Origin of the sequence: Paracoccus spongiarum (assembly GCF_030732095.1) — a bacterium.
Lineage (GTDB): Bacteria > Pseudomonadota > Alphaproteobacteria > Rhodobacterales > Rhodobacteraceae > Paracoccus > Paracoccus spongiarum.
In genome coordinates this window covers 1-14,998 of record NZ_JAVAMQ010000004.1, presented here as the reverse complement: position 1 = coordinate 14,998, position 14,998 = coordinate 1, and the positions used below count along the sequence as shown (strand labels likewise).

Below are 14,998 nucleotides of genomic sequence, written 5' to 3'. Positions count from 1 at the left end.
ATTTCGTGAAAATCAACGCGGCTTCCGTCGCTCCGGCCCAACGCCCCGGCCGGCGCCGGGTTCACCCCCTTCTGCGCAGCGATCGGCGAAGGCGCGGGCCAGCGCCACGCGATGGGGTCGGAAGCTGTCGCCTGTCAGCCGCAGATCCGCGATGCGGTTGACGTGGAAGATGCGGTAATCCATGCGCAGCCGGCAATGGGCCAGCAGCATCAGCGTCTGTTCCGAATAGGACAGGCCAAGCGGCCAGATCACCCGCCGAGTCTCGGCCCCGGTCAGGTCCGTATAGCCGATCTCGACCGCGGCCTCGTCCCAGCAGGCCGCGCGCAGCAGCGCAAGCTCGATGCGCGGCGGGTCGCGTCGCGGGGCCTGCGAAAAACACCGGCTGACCGCATGCAGCGCCTGCCGGGACTGGCGTTCGGGCAGCGTGGCGACGATCCGCGCCAGCGCGTCATGGGCGGCGCCCGCCAGATCGGGGTCGCCAACCCGGTCCAGCGCCGCGACGGCCAGATGCAGCGCCTCGATCTCAAGCCGCGAGAAGCTTTGCGGCGGCAGGGCGGGGTCCTCGGTCAGCGCATAGCCAAGACCGGCCGCGCCGTCGATCAGCGCCCCGCCGGCGCGCAGGGTGGCGATGTCGCGGTAAAGCTGCCGGGGCGATACACCGGTTTCCGCCGCCAGCCGTGCGGCAGTCACCGGCGACGGCAGGCGGCGCAGCGCGTCCATCAGCCGCATGAGGCGGTCGGTTCGGGCCATCGCTGCCTCCGGTGTCGTGGCACGCGTCCGAACCTGACGCGGCGCCGCCGGCAAGGCAAGCCCGGCGTCAGGCCGGGGGCGGCCGGCGCACCGGCGGGATCGCCGCCGTCGGCGCCTTGGACAGCTGCACCGCCAGGATGCCGGCCATGATGATCGCCACGCCGATCACGTCGCCCGCGCCCAGCCGCTCGTCCAGGAGCAGCGCGGCGACGGTGACGCCGAAGAACGGGGTGAGAAAGTGGAAGGTCGCGGCCCGCACGGCGCCGATGCGATGCACCAGCATGAACCAGACCCAGGTCGCCGCGAGGCCCGGCACGATCACCGTATAGAGGAAGGCCCCGGCCAGCCTGGGCGTCAGTGTCACCTGCCATGTCTCGACGATCGGCGCGATCACGGCCAGCGTGACCGAGCCGACCAGCATCTGCAGGCCGACGATCATCATCACATTGCCGCCCGCGCTGGCCCCGCGCACGGTCAGCGTGGCCACCGCCAGCGCCAGCGCCGCGCCAAAGCACATCGCGATGCCGACCGGATCGCTGCCGCCCTGCAACCGCGCGCCCATGATGATCGCGACGCCCACCAGACCCAGCGCCAGCCCCGCAACACCCAGCGGGCGCAGCCTCTCGCCCATCAGCACCCAGCCCAGAAGGGCCACGATCAGCGGCATGGTGGCGGCGATGATCGAGGCCAGCCCCGCCTCGATCCACTGCATCGCCACCCAGTTCAGGCCCAGATACAGCGCGTTCTGGCACAGTCCCAGCAGGATCACCGCGCGCCATTGCGCCCGGCTGAGATTGCGCGCGCTCTGGCCCATCGCCAGCGCGATCAGCACGCCGACCACGCCCGACAGCGCAAAGCGCAGCGCCAGCGCCATGAGCGGCGGCACCTCGGTGACGATCATCCGCGTCGAGGTGAAGGCCGAGGCCCACATCGCCGCAAAGACCAGCCCCATCAGGATTGCCCGAATGTCCATCCTCTGGCCCCTCTTGCAGATGATGCAAGACGGCTAGCAGGTTGCGCGCGGATCGGGAAGGCTGAACGGTGCCAGAACGACCAGGGGCCGCGCCCTGATGGCACGGCCCCGATCCGCGGAACTTGCGAAGGCGATCAGCTGTTCACGCTGTCCTTCAGCGCCTTGGCGACGGTCACCTTGACCTGCTTGTCGGCCGGCTTGGTCATCATTTCCTGGGTCTGCGGGTTGCGGACCTGACGCTCGGGGCGGGCGCGGCAGGCGATCTTGCCGATGCCGGGCAGCGTCACCGAGCCGCCATTGGCAACTTCGCGGGTCACGACAGTCGCAATCGCGTCCAGAGCCGCCGAAGCCGACTTCTTGTCCGAGCCCATCTCATCGGCCAGGGTGGCGACCAGTTGCGTCTTGGTCATCGGTTTTGCGGAAGGCGTAGCCATTCTTCTGTCTCCTCTTGCCCTGTCGTTGCGGGCCCACAAATTTGCGCCTTTTGCGGCATATCGCCTGCTACACACGGTTTTGACCGGCAGATCAAGCGTTTTTCGCGAAACCCGCCAAAACGCGCGTTTCAACGCCTGATTGACGCGCGATCACAGGAAAGCGGTCTCGCTGAACGATCGCAACTTGCGCGAATGAATGCGTTCCAGCGGCATTTCGCGCAGCTTCTCCATCGCGCGGATGCCGATCAGCAGATGGTTGGCGACCTGGGTGCGATAGAAGTCGGTGGCCATGCCGGGCAGCTTCAACTCGCCATGCAGCGGCTTGTCGCTGACGCACAAGAGGGTCCCGTAGGGCACCCGGAAGCGAAAGCCGTTGGCGGCGATGGTGGCGCTTTCCATGTCCAGCGCGACGGCGCGCGACAGCGACAGGCGATGCACCGGGCCGGACTGGTCGCGCAACTCCCAGTTGCGATTGTCGATGGTGGCGACCGTGCCCGTGCGCATGATCCGCTTCAACTCGTAACCGTCCAGACGGGTGACTTCGGCGACCGCCTCCTGCAGGGCGACCTGCACCTCGGCCAAGGCCGGGATCGGCACCCAGACGGGCAGGTCGTCGTCGAGGACGTGATCCTCGCGCAGATAGGCGTGGGCCAGGACGAAATCGCCAAGCGACTGGCTGTTGCGCAGCCCCGCGCAATGCCCGACCATCAGCCAGGCATGGGGGCGCAGGACCGCGATGTGATCGGTCGCGGTCTTGGCGTTCGACGGCCCGACGCCGATATTGACCAGCGTGATGCCCTGCCCGTTGGCGCGTTTGAGGTGATAGGTCGGCATCTGCGGCAGCTTGGAAAGCGGTACCAGCGAAGCCTGGGGATCGGCGATCTCCTGGTTGCCGGGTGCCACGAAGCCGGTATAGCCCGAGGCCGGATCGGCCAGGGCCCGGCGCGCGAACGCCTCGAACTCGTCCACATAGAACTGATAGTTGGTGAACAGCACGAAATTCTGGAAATGCTCGGCCGCGGTCGCGGTGTAGTGCTGCAACCGTGCCAGCGAATAATCGACGCGCTGGGCGGTGAAGGCGGCCAGATGCTGTGCCCCGTCAGGCAGCGCGGTGGCGACCCCGTTCACGATGTCGTCGTTCATGGTGTTCAGGTCGGGCACGTCGAACACGTCGCGCAGCGAGAAGTCCAGCACGCCTTCCTGCGGCACCGCCAGATCGCTTTGCGCGGCGACGGCGAAATGCACGGGCATCGGCGTCTCGCCGATGCCGACGGTCACCGGAACCCCGTGATTGCGGATCAGCAGGCCGATCTGCTCGATCAGGTAGTTCTCGAACAGGTCGGGCCGGGTGATCGTGGCGGCATAGCTGCCGGGCGCGACCACATGGCCGAAAGACAGGCGGGAATCGACATGCGGATGGCTGGTCACGGTCAGCCGCAACTCGGGGTAGAAGGCGCGATAGCGCGCGGTCGGCCGGCCGCCCTCGATCAGCCGGCTGAACCGGTCCAGCAGAAAGCCGGTCGCCTCGTCGTAAAGCTGGCGCAGCCGCGCGACGGCGGCGCGGGCATCGGTGAACTGCTCGCGCGCGAGGGCTTCGGGGGTCTCGATCGGCAGAAAGCGGGAATCCGTGTCCATTCGGGCCTGTGTCCTTTGCATCATGCCGAAGCCTGCCAGCCCGCCGGGCCGCAGGCAAGCGTCTGGCGCCGCCCCGACATCGCCGTTACCGTGCCGTCATGGACATGCTTGTTTTCGGGCACGGCTATTCGGCCGGCTATCTCACCCCGCTGCTGGTCGCGCGCGGCTGGCAGGTGACCGGCACCACGCGCGGCGATGCAGGTCGCGTGGCGGCGGCGGGCGCGACCCCGCTGATCTGGCCGGGCGAGGATCAGGCGGTGCGCGAGGCCCTTGCCCGCGCCGATGCGATCCTCGTCTCGGCCGCGCCCGGCCCCGAGGGCGACCCGGTGCTGGCCCGGCTTGCCGGCGATCTGGGCCGGGCGCGGCCGCGCTGGCTGGGCTATCTGTCGACCACCGGCGTCTATGGTGACCAAGAGGGCGGCTGGGTCGACGAGACCAGCCCGCTGGCCCCCTCGACCGAGCGTGGCCGGGCGCGCGTCGCGGCCGAGGCGCAGTGGCAGGCGCTGGCCGCCGCCCACGACCTGCCGCTGCACATCTTCCGCCTCGCCGGGATCTACGGGCCGGGGCGCGGCCCCTTCGCCAAGCTGCGCGCCGGCACCGCGCGGCGCATCATCAAGCCGGGGCAGGTGTTTTCGCGCATCCATGTCGAGGACATCGCGCAGGTGCTGCTGGCCTCGATCACCGCGCCGGCGCCCGGCGCGATCTACAATGTCTGCGACGACCAGCCCGCCCCGCCGCAGGACATCATCGCCGCCGCCGCCGCCATGCTGGACATGCCCGCCCCGCCCGAAATCGCCTTCGAGGCGGCCGATCTGGGCCCGATGGCGCGATCCTTCTATGCCGACAGCAAGCGCGTCCGGAACGACCGGATCAGGACCGAGCTGGGCGTGTCGCTGCGCCATCCCGGCTATGACAGCGCGCTGCGGGCGATTCTGCGGGCCGAGGGCGCCTAGCCGCGCCCAGCCGCGCCTTGCGTCGCATGGACTTTGGCCGCGCGGCATGCATGATCGCGCCCCATGACGTTCGATTTCGACATCGTGATCGCGGGCGGCGGGCTGAACGGCCCGGCCCTTGCGCTGGCCCTTGCCGGGGCCGGCCTGTCCGTCGCAGTGGTCGATCCGCGCCCCGCCGACGCCCGTGCCGGCGCCGATTTCGACGGCCGGGCCTACGCGCTGGCGATCGCCTCGCAGCGGCTGCTCTCGGCCATCGGGCTGTGGCCCGGCCTTGCCGGCGACAGCCAGCCGATCCGGCAGGTCAAGGCATCGCAGGGCCAGCCGGGCGAGGGTGCGCTGCCGTTCTTCCTGCATTTCGACAGCGACGAGATCGAGGAAGGCCCCGTCGGCTTCATGCTGGAGGACCGGTTCCTCTACCGCGCGCTGCTGGCGGCGATGAACGGGCGCCTTGTGCATCTGGACGGCGTGGCGGTGACCGATCAGGCGGCCGATGCGGCGGGGATCGCGATCACGCTGTCGGACGGGCGGCGGTTGCGGGCGCGGCTTCTGGTCGGGGCCGACGGGCGCGGTTCGGGCGTGGCCGAGCGTGCCGGGATCGTGCGGCGCGGCTGGGATTACGGCCAGACCGCGCTGGTCGCCGCCATCGCGCATGAGCGCCCCCATGAGGGCATCGCGCATCAGTATTTCATGCCGACCGGACCGCTGGCGATCCTGCCGCTGACGGGCAATCGCAGCAGCGTCGTCTGGTCCGAGACGCGGGCCAATGCGACCGCCATCGCGGCCCTGCCGGATGCCGGGTTCCTGGCCGCGCTGCGCCCGCGTTTCGGCGACTTCCTTGGCGATATCGCATTGGTTGGACAACGTTTTTCCTATCCCCTCAGCCTGTCGCTGGCGGATCGCTATGTCGCGGACCGGGTCGCGCTGACGGGCGATGCGGCGCATGGGGTGCATCCGGTCGCCGGGCAGGGGCTGAACCTTGGGCTGCGCGACGTGGCGGCGCTGGCCGAGGTTCTGGTCGAGGCCGCGCGGCGGGGCGAGGATATCGGCGCGCCCCTGGTGCTGGCGCGGTATCAGGGCTGGCGGCGCTTTGACGCGACCAGCCTTGCGCTGGGGATGGATGCGGTCAACCGACTGTTTGCGAATGACAATTCCATCCTTGCGGCAGCGCGGGGGCTGGGCATGGGGGCGGTCAGTGCGATCCCGGCGCTGCGGCGCGGTTTCATGCGGCAGGCGGCGGGGCTGGCGCTGGACCCGATGCCGCGCCTGCTGGCCGGCAAGGCGCTGTAGGCCGGCGCACCAAGCGCGCGTTGCGTGGTGGCGGCGGGGCGGATCCACCCGCCCAAACGCCTGCAGATGCAGGGATTTCGGCGGCACAGACCATGCACCGGCGATGCACAGGACGTACACAGGCTGTACACCGCTTGCGCGCGTTGCGTGTTGCGCGGCGCCTCACGCCGCGTCGGCCAGCATCCGCGCGGCCAGCGCCAGATCGGCGGCCAGTTCGGCCCGCGCCTGCCCCGCGCGCCCGGCCTCCAGCCGCAGGATCAGGCTGGGATGCCATGTCACCAGCACCGGGCCGCCATCAAGGGCGGTCTCGATCCGGCCGCGGCGGGGGGTGAGGGCCGAGGCGTCGTCAGTCAGCGCGAAGGCCGCCGTCGCGCCCAGGGCCACGGTGAGGCGCGGGCGCAGCAGGTCGCGTTCCAGATCCAGCCACCAGCGGCAATGCCGGATCTCGGCCCGGTCGGGGTTCTGGTGCAGCCGCCGCTTGCCGCGCGGGGTGAACTTGAAATGCTTCACGGCATTGGTCAGCCAGGCGCGCCCGGCATCCAGCCCCGCCCCCGCCAGTTCCCGCCGCAGCAACTGCCCGGCCGGGCCGATGAAGGGCCGGCCCTGCAGATCCTCGTGATCGCCCGGGGCCTCGCCCACGATCATCAGCGCGGCGGCGGGATCGCCCTCGCCCCAGACCGTGCGGCTGGCGGTGTGGCACAGGTCGCAGCGGGTGCAGGAAGCCGCCTGCGCGGCGGCCTGATCGAGGGTCTGCGGCGCGGCCTCGTCCGGGCTCTGCGCCCGCAGGCGCGCGGTGACGCGCCCGGCGAAGGAGGGCGCGACCGCGGCCTGCGCGTCGCGCATCGCCTGCACGCGCTGCGGCGCATCGGCCAGCATCCGCGGGATCAGCCGCGTTTCGGGAAGGTTCTTCCAGTATTTCACCGGCATCTCGGACCGCATGGCCCGGGTCTTGACGCGGGCCGGGTTGAAGATGTTGGCGAAATAGGTCTGCCACAGGTCATGGCTGGCGTCGTCGGGCAGGTCGGGGCGGGGGGCCGGCGGGTCGAAACGGACCGTGCCGCCGGTAAACCGCGCCACCCCCTCGGGCGTGGCGATCAGCCAGTCCATATCCGCGAACCGGCGGGCAAAGAACGGCGTCGCGGCCTCGAGGATCGGGTGATCGGGCTGAAACCACGCGCCAAAGCTGCGCCGCGGGCCGGTCGCGGGCAGTTCGTGAAACCGCACGAAGGCATGCATCTTGTGGACGTCGCGGCGTACCGATTTCGCCAGACGCTGCAAGCGGTCCATCAGCGGATCGGCGGGGTTCGACAGAAAGCGCCGGTCGGTCTGTGCCCGGACCAGCGCGCCATAGAGAAGCGCCCATCGTTCCGGGTCGGAATGGCTGGCCACGGTTCGGGCCAGCGACAGGAAGGCGGTCGAGGCGGTGACGTCACGCGGGCCGGCCGGGGGCAGGGCCGCCGCGCCGAACAGGTCGGCGGGGGTGTCGGGATCGGCCCATGTCACCTCGTGCGGGGCGAAGCCGGCGCTGGCCAGCTGGCGGGCGGCCTGTCGCCACGCCTCGAACCGGCCAAAGCGGGGCAGGTCGACGCGGATCACAGCAGTTGCAACTGTTCCGGCGGCGGCGCGAAGCGGGCGCGCAGATCGGCGCTGTCGGTCAGCCCGCCGGGCCGCCAGTCGGGCAGCGTCACGAAGGCGCGGGCCTTGGACATGATCGCCCCCATCCGCAGGAGGTCGGCATAGCGCACCGCGCCGTTGCGCCGCGCAGCCAGGATGCGGCTGACCGACTTGGTGCCGAAGCCCGGCACCCGCAGCAGCAACTCGCGCGGCGCGCGGGCCACATCGACGGGAAACTGCGCGCGATTGGCCAGCGCCCAGGCCAGCTTGGGGTCGATGGCCAGGTCCAGATTGCCCGAGGGATGCGCCGCGCCGATCTCGTCGGCGTCGAACCCATAGAAGCGCATCAGCCAGTCGGCCTGATACAGCCGGTGTTCGCGCATCAGCGGCGGTTTCACCAGCGGCAGCACCGCCGAGGATTCGGGGATCGGCGAAAAGGCCGAGTAATAGACCCGCTTGAGGTCGTATCCGGCATAAAGCCCCGAGGCGCTGCGCAGGATGTCGCGATCGGTCGCGGCATCGGCGCCGACGATCATCTGGGTGGACTGGCCTGCGGGCGCAAAGCGGGGCGCGCGCTTGCCGGTATGGCTGCGCTCGCGCGCCGCCTCGCGCGAGAGGCGCAGATCGGCCATGGTGGCGCGGATCGTCTCGGGCCGCTTTTCGGGGGCAAGGCGGCGCAGGCTGGCATCCTGCGGCAATTCGACATTGACCGACAGCCGGTCGGCATAAAGCCCGGCCTCGGCCAGCAATTCGGGCGCGGCATCGGGAATGGTCTTGAGGTGGATATAGCCCTTGAAGCCGTGATCGACGCGCAGCATCCGGGCAATGCGGACGATGTCGGTCATGGTCTGGTCGGGGCTGCGGATGATCCCCGAGGACAGGAACAGTCCCTCGATCATGTTGCGGCGATAGAATTCGAGGGTCAGGATCACGACCTCTTCGGGCGAGAACCGCGCCCGCTCGACCCCGCTGCTGACGCGGTTCACGCAATAGGCGCAGTCATAGATGCAGAAATTCGTCATCAGGATCTTCAGCAGGCTGATGCAGCGCCCGTCGGGGGTATAGGCGTGGCAGATGCCGCTGCCGCCGGCCGAGCCGAGGCCACCGTTGCGCGAATCGCGCCGGGTCGTCCCGCTGGAGGCGCAGGAGGCGTCGTATTTGGCGGCGTCCGACAGGATCGCCAGTTTCTGCTGAAGCGTGCGCGGGGCCATGCCCGGCAGTATCCGTTCCGTTTTTGTTCTGTTCAAGATGATTTTTGTTCGCCGGAACCCTCACATCGCCGCGAGCGTTGCGGCCCGCCGCCATCCGTGAGACGTGATGTGCAGCCCGGATGGAAAAGGATATGATCGGCGCCATGAACCTCAGATCGCTCGCCCTTGCGCCCGCCCTTGTCCTTGGCCTTGCCGTCCCGGCGCTGGCCGAAAAGATCCCGCTTAACGAAATCTCGCGCTATCTCAACGGTCTCAAGACAGCCACCTCGGCCTTCACGCAGGTCAATCCCGATGGCACCATCTCGACCGGGACGGTGTTCATCCAGCGGCCCGGGCGGGTGCGTTTCGAATACAACAACGACAACACGCTGGTCATGGCCTCGGGCGGCAACGTGGCGGTGTTCGATCCCAAGTCCAGCGGCGGGCCGCAGCAATATCCGCTGTCGAAAACGCCGCTGTCGATCATCCTCGACGCCAATGTGAACCTGAGCCGGGCGAACATGGTCACCGGCCACAGCGAGGCGAAGAACGCCACCGTCGTGACCGCGCAGGACCCGGCGCATCCCGAATACGGCAATATCCAGATGGTCTTCACCAGCCCGACCGAGTTGCGGCAATGGGTGGTCACCGACGACAGCGGCCAGAAGACCACCGTGATCCTGGGCGAGATGCGCAAGGGCGGCTCGATCCCGGCCTCGAAATTCTCGATCAACAACGAGGTTGCGCGGCGGCAATGATCGCGCAGACCGGGCCGTACCGGCCAACCCATCAGCGCAGCTGATGGGTCGCATCAGCAATGTGGAATTGATTTCGCGATGATATGGCGCCATTGCTGACGTAATTGTCATCGCAGGTGCCCCGATGAGTCCGCAAGCCCGGCTGTTCACCCCCGTCCTGATCGGCGGATCGCTGATCCTGCTGATCAACTTCGCGCTGCGCGCCAGTTTCGGCGTGTTCCAGATCCCCATCGGCACCGAATTCGGCTGGCCGCGGGCCGAATTCTCGCTGGCGATCGCCATCCAGAACCTCGCCTGGGGCATCGGGCAGCCGATCTTCGGGGCGCTGGCCGAACGCTGGGGCGATCGCTGGTCGATCATCCTTGGCGCGCTGCTGTATTCGGCCGGTCTGATCCTGACCGCCTTCGCCACCACGCCCGCCACCATGCAGCTGCTGGAGGTGATGGTCGGCTTCGGGATCGCCGGCACCGGCTTCGGGGTGATCCTGGCCGTGGTCGGGCGCGCCGCCAGCGACGAGAACCGCAGCCTCGCGCTGGGCATCGCCACCGCCGCCGGGTCCGCCGGGCAGGTCTTCGGCGCCCCCCTGGCCGAGATCCTGCTGGCCTTCTACAGCTGGCAGGCGGTGTTCATCATCTTCGGGGTGATCGTGCTGGGCTGCCTGGCCTTCCTGCCGATGCTGGGCGACGGCAAGCCCGCCAGCCGCAGCGTGCTGGAGGAAAGCCTGGGCAGCGTGCTGAACCGCGCCTTCCGCGATCCGTCCTACCTGATGATCTTCACCGGCTTCTTTTCCTGCGGCTACCAGCTGGGTTTCATCACCGCGCATTTTCCGGCCATGATCGCCGAGATGTGCGGCCCGATCGCGCCGGGCGGCATCCTGGCGGGGCTGGGCATTTCGACCACCTCGGCGCTGGGGGCAGTGGCGATCAGCCTGATCGGGCTGGCCAATATCGGCGGGGCGATCTATGCGGGCTGGCTGGGCAGGCGATATACCAAGAAATACCTGCTGGCGGGCATCTACACGCTGCGCACCATCGCCTCGGCGGCCTTCATCCTGACCCCGATCACCCCGGCGACGGTCATCGTCTTCTCGCTGGTGATGGGGGCGCTGTGGCTGGCCACGGTGCCGCTGACCTCGGGCCTGGTCGCGCATATCTACGGGCTGCGCTACATGGGTACGCTTTATGGTTTCGTCTTCCTGTCGCACCAGCTCGGCTCGTTCCTGGGTGTCTGGCTGGGCGGCTGGCTGTATGACGCGCATGGCGACTATACGCTGGTCTGGTGGGTCGGCGTCGGTGTCGGCGCCTTCAGCGCGCTGATCCACCTTCCGGTGCGCGAGGCGCCGATGCGGCTGGCGCCCGCGCCCGCCTCGGCCTGAGGCTTGCCCGGGCCTCAGGTGCTGCCTATCGTCGGCCCCCTGACCGCCGGGCGCGGCCTACAGAGGGGGACGACCATGACCATTCGCACGGGAACCGCCACGCTTGCCGCACTGGCGGCGATGATGCTGGCAGGCGCAGCCGCCGCGCAGGAGGCCGCGGCAGGCGCGGATTGCGCGGTGCAGGAATTCGCCATGGGCCTGCGCTTCCAGCAGCAATCGGCCGAGGTGCGGGCCTTGCAGATGCAGGCCTACAACATTGCCACCATGCGCCTCGACGCGGCGGTCGAGGGTGCCGAGGATCCGTCGAAACTGGCCGTCGTCACCGATCTGGACGAGACGGTGATCGACAACACCGCGCTGCTGGCCCGCGATCTGGCCGATTGCCACATGTATGACGCCTGGGACACCTGGCTACCCTGGGAACGCGACGGCCTGCCGGCCCTGATCCCCGGCGCGCTGGATTTCCTGAACCATGCCGACAGCCTCGGCGTGACGATCCGCTATATCTCGGACCGGGCCGACCAGCAGAAGCAGGACACCATGGCCACGCTGACCGCGCTGGGCCTGCCGCAGGTCAGCGACGAATCGGTGCTGCTGCTGGGCCCGCCCAAGGTGGAACGCCGCGATCTGGTCAGCGCCGATCATCAGATCGTGCTGCTCTTGGGCGACACGCTGCATGATTTCGACGGCCGGTTCCGCAAGACGCCGCTGGACGCGCAGCGCGCCACGGTGGCCGAGGAGGCGGCGAAATGGGGCGCCGAGTGGATCGTCTTTCCGAATGCCAGCTATGGCACCTGGTCGAAGGCCACCCTGACCGAATGGGCCGCCAAGCCGGTCATCGAGCCCTGGGAATAGACCTGTTTGACCTTGGCGCGCGCCCGGCCTAGCGTCGCGGCGCGCAACCAAGGACATCCGATGACCCAGGCCCGCAGCCCCCACGACCATGCCATGGCAATCCGCTATCAGCAGCGATCGGCCGAGGTGAAGGCGCTGCAACGCCAGGGCTATGCGCTGGCCACGCTGCGGCTGCGGGCGGCGGTGCAGGCGGCGGGCGGTTCGGGCGCAGGGCTGGCCATCATCAGCGACATCGACGAGACGATCCTCGACAACAGCGCGATCATGGCCCATGCGATGGTCCATGAGGGCGACAATGTCGAGACCTGGAAGCTGTGGGAACGCGAGGGCGACCCGCATCTGATCCCCGGCGCGGCCGCGTTCTTTGCCCTGGCCGACCGGCTGGGGGTGACGATCTTCTATGTCTCGGACCGCTTTGACGAAAACAAGCTGGCGACCATCGCCACGCTGTCGCGGCTGGGCCTGCCGCAGGTCAGCGCCGATCAGGTCCAGCTGTTCGGCCCGCCCAAGGCGCAGCGCCGCGCCGCCATCGAGGCCCGGCACCGCATCATCCTGCAACTGGGCGACACGCTGCATGACTTCCACGGCTGCTTCGCGGGCGCCACGCTGGAGGACCAGCACCGGCTGACCGGCGATCACGCCGACCGCTTCGGCGAGGACTGGATCGTCTTTCCGAACGCCGCCCACGGCACCTGGATGGAGGCCGAGATCCGGCCCTGGGACGCCCCGGCGCGGCGCTGACCGGCCCCTTGCGCCCTGCGGCGCGGGGTTGCCGCGCGGGCCGGGCCGCGATAGACGCGGCCAGCCCGTCCTTGCCGTGACCGACCCGCCATGACCCTGCCCGCCCACGATCGGCCCCCGGGCATCACGCCCCTGCGCATCGCGGCGGTCGTCGTCACCCATGCGCGGCTGGACAAGCTGCGCACGACGGTGGCGCGGCTGCTGGCCGAACCGCTGGATCATGTGCTGGTCTTCGACAACGCCTCGCAGGACGGCACCGCCGCATGGCTGGCCAGCCTGGACGATCCGCGGCTGATCCTGCGCGAAAGCCCGCGCAACACGGGCGGCGCGGGTGGCTTTGCCGAGGCGCTGCGCGAGGTGCGCGACCGGCTTGACCCGGACTGGGTCGTGGTGATGGACGACGACGGCCGCCCTGCGCCGGGCGCCATCGCGGCCTTCCGGGCAACGGACCGCCGCAATTGGGACGCGATCGGCGCGGCGGTGTTCCACCCCGACGGTCGGCTGTGCGAGATGAACCGCCCCTATCGCAACCCGTTCTGGCACCGCGCCGAATTCCTGCGCACCCTGGCGGGGCAGGGACGGCGCGGCTTTCACCTGGACGACGCGGCCTATGCGCCCTCGGCGCCGCCGGTGGCGGTGGACATGACCTCCTTCGTGGGGCTGTTCCTGTCGCGCGCCGCGCTGGCCCGGGCCGGGCTGCCCGATCCGCGGCTGTTCATCTATGGCGACGACCAGCTTTACACCCTGTCGATGCGCCGCAAGGGGCTGCGCATCGGCTTTCACCCCGCCATCCGCTTCGAACACGACACCGAGGCGCAGCAGGGCGGCCGGGGCGTGGTGCTGCGGCCGCTGTGGAAGGTCTATTACATGCACCGCAATGCGCTGATCGCCTATCGGGTGGCGGCGGGGGCGCTGTTCTGGCCGCTGGTGCCGCTGCTGATCGCCAAGTGGCGGCGCAAGGCGGGCGATTACGGCGCGGATGCCGGGCGCTTTCGCCGGCTGCTGGGCGTGGCGCTGCGCGACGGGCTGCGCGGCCGGCTGGATCGCAGCCATGCCGAGGTGCTGGCGCTGGCGGAATAGACCGGCGGAATAGGGCGTGGACCATCCGCCGCCGGCCGGTTATGTGGGGCGCACAGGCAGCACAGGCAGCACAGGCAGGCGGGCAGGCGATATGCGGATATTGTTGGTGGGCGCGGGGCTGTCCTGCGCGGTGATCGGGCGCAGGCTGGCCGAGGCGGGGCATGACTGCCGCATCATCGACAGCCGCCCCCATATCGCCGGCAACTGCCACACCGAACGCGACGGCGAGACGGGCGTTCAGATGCATGTCTATGGCCCGCACATCTTCCACACCGACGATGCCGAGGTCTGGGACTATGTGAACGGCTTCGCCGAGTTCCTGCCCTACCAGAACCGGGTGAAGTCCACGACGCAGGGCGCGGTCTATTCGCTGCCGATCAACCTGCTGACGATCAACCAGTTCTTCGGCAAGACGATGCGCCCCGACGAGGCGCGCGACTTCATCGCCGCGCAGGCAGACCTGACCATCGAGGACCCGCAGAACTTCGAGGAACAGGCGCTGCGCCTTGTCGGGCGCGATCTCTACGAGGCGTTCTTCAAGGGCTATACCGAGAAGCAATGGGGCTGTTCGCCCACCGAACTGCCGGCCTCGATCCTCAAGCGGCTGCCGGTGCGGTTCAACTATGACGACAACTACTTCTTCCACCGCTTCCAGGGGATGCCGAAGGACGGATACACGCAGATGATCGCCGCGATCCTCGATCATCCGCGCATCACGGTCGAGCTGGAAACCCCCTATGCGCCCGACATGGCCGATGCCGCCGACCATGTGTTCTGGTCCGGTCCGCTGGACGGCTATTTCGGCTACGAGCTTGGCCGGCTCGGCTACCGCACGCTGGATTTCGAACGCTTTACCCATGACGGCGACTATCAGGGCTGCGCGGTGATGAATTACGGCGACCGCGAGGTGCCCTATACCCGGATCACCGAGCACAAGCATTTCAGCCCCTGGGAAACGCATCAGGGCAGCGTCTGTTACCGCGAATACAGCCGCGCCGCCCAGCCCGAGGACACGCCCTACTACCCGATCCGCCTGGTCGAGGAAAAGGCGCTGCTGGAGGACTACATCGCCGCCGCCGAGGCGGTCGAGGGCGTGACCTTCGTGGGACGGCTGGGCACCTATCGCTATCTCGACATGGATGTGACGATCCGCGAGGCGCTGGACACCGCCGCCACGGTGCTGCGCTGCATCGACGAGGGCAGGCCGGTGCCGGCCTTCGTCGTCTCGCCGCGCTGATCTTCGCGGTTTTCGCAAGGCTGCATCGCGCCGGCGGACAGGTCAGCGCGCTTGACCGGAATCGCTGCGTAATTCATGGGCAATGCTGCCGGTTGCGGCAACATCGGCCCCGTGCG

Annotated in this window: 14 protein-coding genes; 8 read left to right on the top strand and 6 right to left on the bottom strand. The window is 69.0% G+C overall.

All coding sequences use genetic code 11. From position 1 onward, the window contains the following. Positions 1–12: 12 nt before the first annotated feature. The 4 genes from Q5Y72_RS05430 to Q5Y72_RS05415 form a co-directional block, all read right to left on the bottom strand. Complete coding sequence (locus Q5Y72_RS05430) at positions 13–750, bottom strand: helix-turn-helix transcriptional regulator (protein ID WP_305962382.1); 738 nt, start codon at positions 748–750, stop codon at positions 13–15. 67 nt (positions 751–817) lie between these two features. Next, positions 818–1,723, bottom strand: coding sequence for a DMT family transporter (locus Q5Y72_RS05425; RefSeq protein WP_305962381.1), 906 nt, complete (start codon positions 1,721–1,723; stop codon positions 818–820). 134 nt (positions 1,724–1,857) lie between these two features. Beyond that, positions 1,858–2,157: an HU family DNA-binding protein gene (locus Q5Y72_RS05420; RefSeq protein WP_305962380.1), complete on the bottom strand. Its 300-nt coding sequence runs from the start codon at positions 2,155–2,157 to the stop codon at positions 1,858–1,860. Between the two features lie 150 nt (positions 2,158–2,307). Then, positions 2,308–3,792 carry an AMP nucleosidase gene (locus tag Q5Y72_RS05415; RefSeq protein WP_305962379.1) on the bottom strand — a complete coding sequence of 495 codons (1,485 nt, stop codon included), beginning with the start codon at positions 3,790–3,792 and terminating at the stop codon, positions 2,308–2,310. 98 nt (positions 3,793–3,890) lie between these two features. On the opposite strand from Q5Y72_RS05415, the gene Q5Y72_RS05410 reads away from it, so the two are divergent. Together Q5Y72_RS05410 and Q5Y72_RS05405 are read left to right on the top strand one after the other, a co-directional pair. After that, the gene (locus Q5Y72_RS05410; protein WP_305962378.1) at positions 3,891–4,745 is read left to right on the top strand and encodes an SDR family oxidoreductase; all 855 of its coding nucleotides are present in this window, start codon (positions 3,891–3,893) and stop codon (positions 4,743–4,745) included. A 63-nt stretch (positions 4,746–4,808) separates the two neighbouring features. Then, positions 4,809–6,032, top strand: a complete 1,224-nt coding sequence (locus tag Q5Y72_RS05405; RefSeq protein WP_305962377.1) for a UbiH/UbiF/VisC/COQ6 family ubiquinone biosynthesis hydroxylase — start codon at positions 4,809–4,811, stop codon at positions 6,030–6,032. A 162-nt stretch (positions 6,033–6,194) separates the two neighbouring features. Here the strand turns inward: Q5Y72_RS05405 and Q5Y72_RS05400 are convergent, their stop codons facing one another. Together Q5Y72_RS05400 and Q5Y72_RS05395 are read right to left on the bottom strand one after the other, a co-directional pair. Next, complete coding sequence (locus tag Q5Y72_RS05400; protein ID WP_371930785.1) at positions 6,195–7,625, bottom strand: UdgX family uracil-DNA binding protein; 1,431 nt, start codon at positions 7,623–7,625, stop codon at positions 6,195–6,197. Further along, entirely contained in the window at positions 7,625–8,857 is a 1,233-nt protein-coding gene (locus Q5Y72_RS05395) for a putative DNA modification/repair radical SAM protein (protein WP_305962375.1), read from the bottom strand. The genes Q5Y72_RS05400 and Q5Y72_RS05395 overlap by 1 nt, the downstream gene beginning before the upstream one ends. A 143-nt stretch (positions 8,858–9,000) precedes the next feature. On the opposite strand from Q5Y72_RS05395, the gene Q5Y72_RS05390 reads away from it, so the two are divergent. The 6 genes from Q5Y72_RS05390 to glf all read left to right on the top strand — a co-directional run bounded on the left by Q5Y72_RS05390 (position 9,001) and on the right by glf (position 14,882). Next, positions 9,001–9,594 (top strand): LolA family protein, encoded by a 594-nt coding sequence (locus tag Q5Y72_RS05390; protein WP_305962374.1) that lies wholly within the window; start codon positions 9,001–9,003, stop codon positions 9,592–9,594. A gap of 124 nt (positions 9,595–9,718) precedes the next feature. Further along, a complete protein-coding gene (locus Q5Y72_RS05385) occupies positions 9,719–10,969 on the top strand; it encodes an MFS transporter (protein WP_305962373.1) in 1,251 nt (416 codons plus the stop codon). Positions 10,970–11,044: 75 nt separating this feature from the next. After that, positions 11,045–11,824 carry an HAD family acid phosphatase gene (locus Q5Y72_RS05380; protein ID WP_305962372.1) on the top strand — a complete coding sequence of 260 codons (780 nt, stop codon included), beginning with the start codon at positions 11,045–11,047 and terminating at the stop codon, positions 11,822–11,824. Positions 11,825–11,884: 60 nt separating this feature from the next. Then, complete coding sequence (locus Q5Y72_RS05375) at positions 11,885–12,565, top strand: HAD family acid phosphatase (RefSeq protein ID WP_305962371.1); 681 nt, start codon at positions 11,885–11,887, stop codon at positions 12,563–12,565. A 90-nt stretch (positions 12,566–12,655) separates the two neighbouring features. After that, positions 12,656–13,645, top strand: coding sequence for a glycosyltransferase (locus Q5Y72_RS05370; RefSeq protein ID WP_305962370.1), 990 nt, complete (start codon positions 12,656–12,658; stop codon positions 13,643–13,645). Positions 13,646–13,736: 91 nt separating this feature from the next. Next, positions 13,737–14,882 (top strand): UDP-galactopyranose mutase, encoded by a 1,146-nt coding sequence (glf, locus tag Q5Y72_RS05365; protein WP_305962369.1) that lies wholly within the window; start codon positions 13,737–13,739, stop codon positions 14,880–14,882. Positions 14,883–14,998: the final 116 nt, after the last annotated feature.

Excerpts from the sequence above, each read along its gene's own strand:
- Q5Y72_RS05370 (WP_305962370.1), top strand. The coding sequence starts at position 12,656 with ATGACCCTGCCCGCCCACGATCGGCCCCCGGGCATCACGCCCCTGCGC.
- glf (WP_305962369.1), top strand. The coding sequence starts at position 13,737 with ATGCGGATATTGTTGGTGGGCGCGGGGCTGTCCTGCGCGGTGATCGGG.
- Q5Y72_RS05380 (WP_305962372.1), top strand. The coding sequence starts at position 11,045 with ATGACCATTCGCACGGGAACCGCCACGCTTGCCGCACTGGCGGCGATG.
- Q5Y72_RS05415 (WP_305962379.1), bottom strand. The coding sequence starts at position 3,792 with ATGGACACGGATTCCCGCTTTCTGCCGATCGAGACCCCCGAAGCCCTC.
- Q5Y72_RS05390 (WP_305962374.1), top strand. The coding sequence starts at position 9,001 with ATGAACCTCAGATCGCTCGCCCTTGCGCCCGCCCTTGTCCTTGGCCTT.
- Q5Y72_RS05425 (WP_305962381.1), bottom strand. The coding sequence starts at position 1,723 with ATGGACATTCGGGCAATCCTGATGGGGCTGGTCTTTGCGGCGATGTGG.
- Q5Y72_RS05395 (WP_305962375.1), bottom strand. The coding sequence starts at position 8,857 with ATGGCCCCGCGCACGCTTCAGCAGAAACTGGCGATCCTGTCGGACGCC.
- Q5Y72_RS05375 (WP_305962371.1), top strand. The coding sequence starts at position 11,885 with ATGACCCAGGCCCGCAGCCCCCACGACCATGCCATGGCAATCCGCTAT.
- Q5Y72_RS05410 (WP_305962378.1), top strand. The coding sequence starts at position 3,891 with ATGGACATGCTTGTTTTCGGGCACGGCTATTCGGCCGGCTATCTCACC.
- Q5Y72_RS05420 (WP_305962380.1), bottom strand. The coding sequence starts at position 2,157 with ATGGCTACGCCTTCCGCAAAACCGATGACCAAGACGCAACTGGTCGCC.
- Q5Y72_RS05405 (WP_305962377.1), top strand. The coding sequence starts at position 4,809 with ATGACGTTCGATTTCGACATCGTGATCGCGGGCGGCGGGCTGAACGGC.
- Q5Y72_RS05385 (WP_305962373.1), top strand. The coding sequence starts at position 9,719 with ATGAGTCCGCAAGCCCGGCTGTTCACCCCCGTCCTGATCGGCGGATCG.
- Q5Y72_RS05430 (WP_305962382.1), bottom strand. The coding sequence starts at position 750 with ATGGCCCGAACCGACCGCCTCATGCGGCTGATGGACGCGCTGCGCCGC.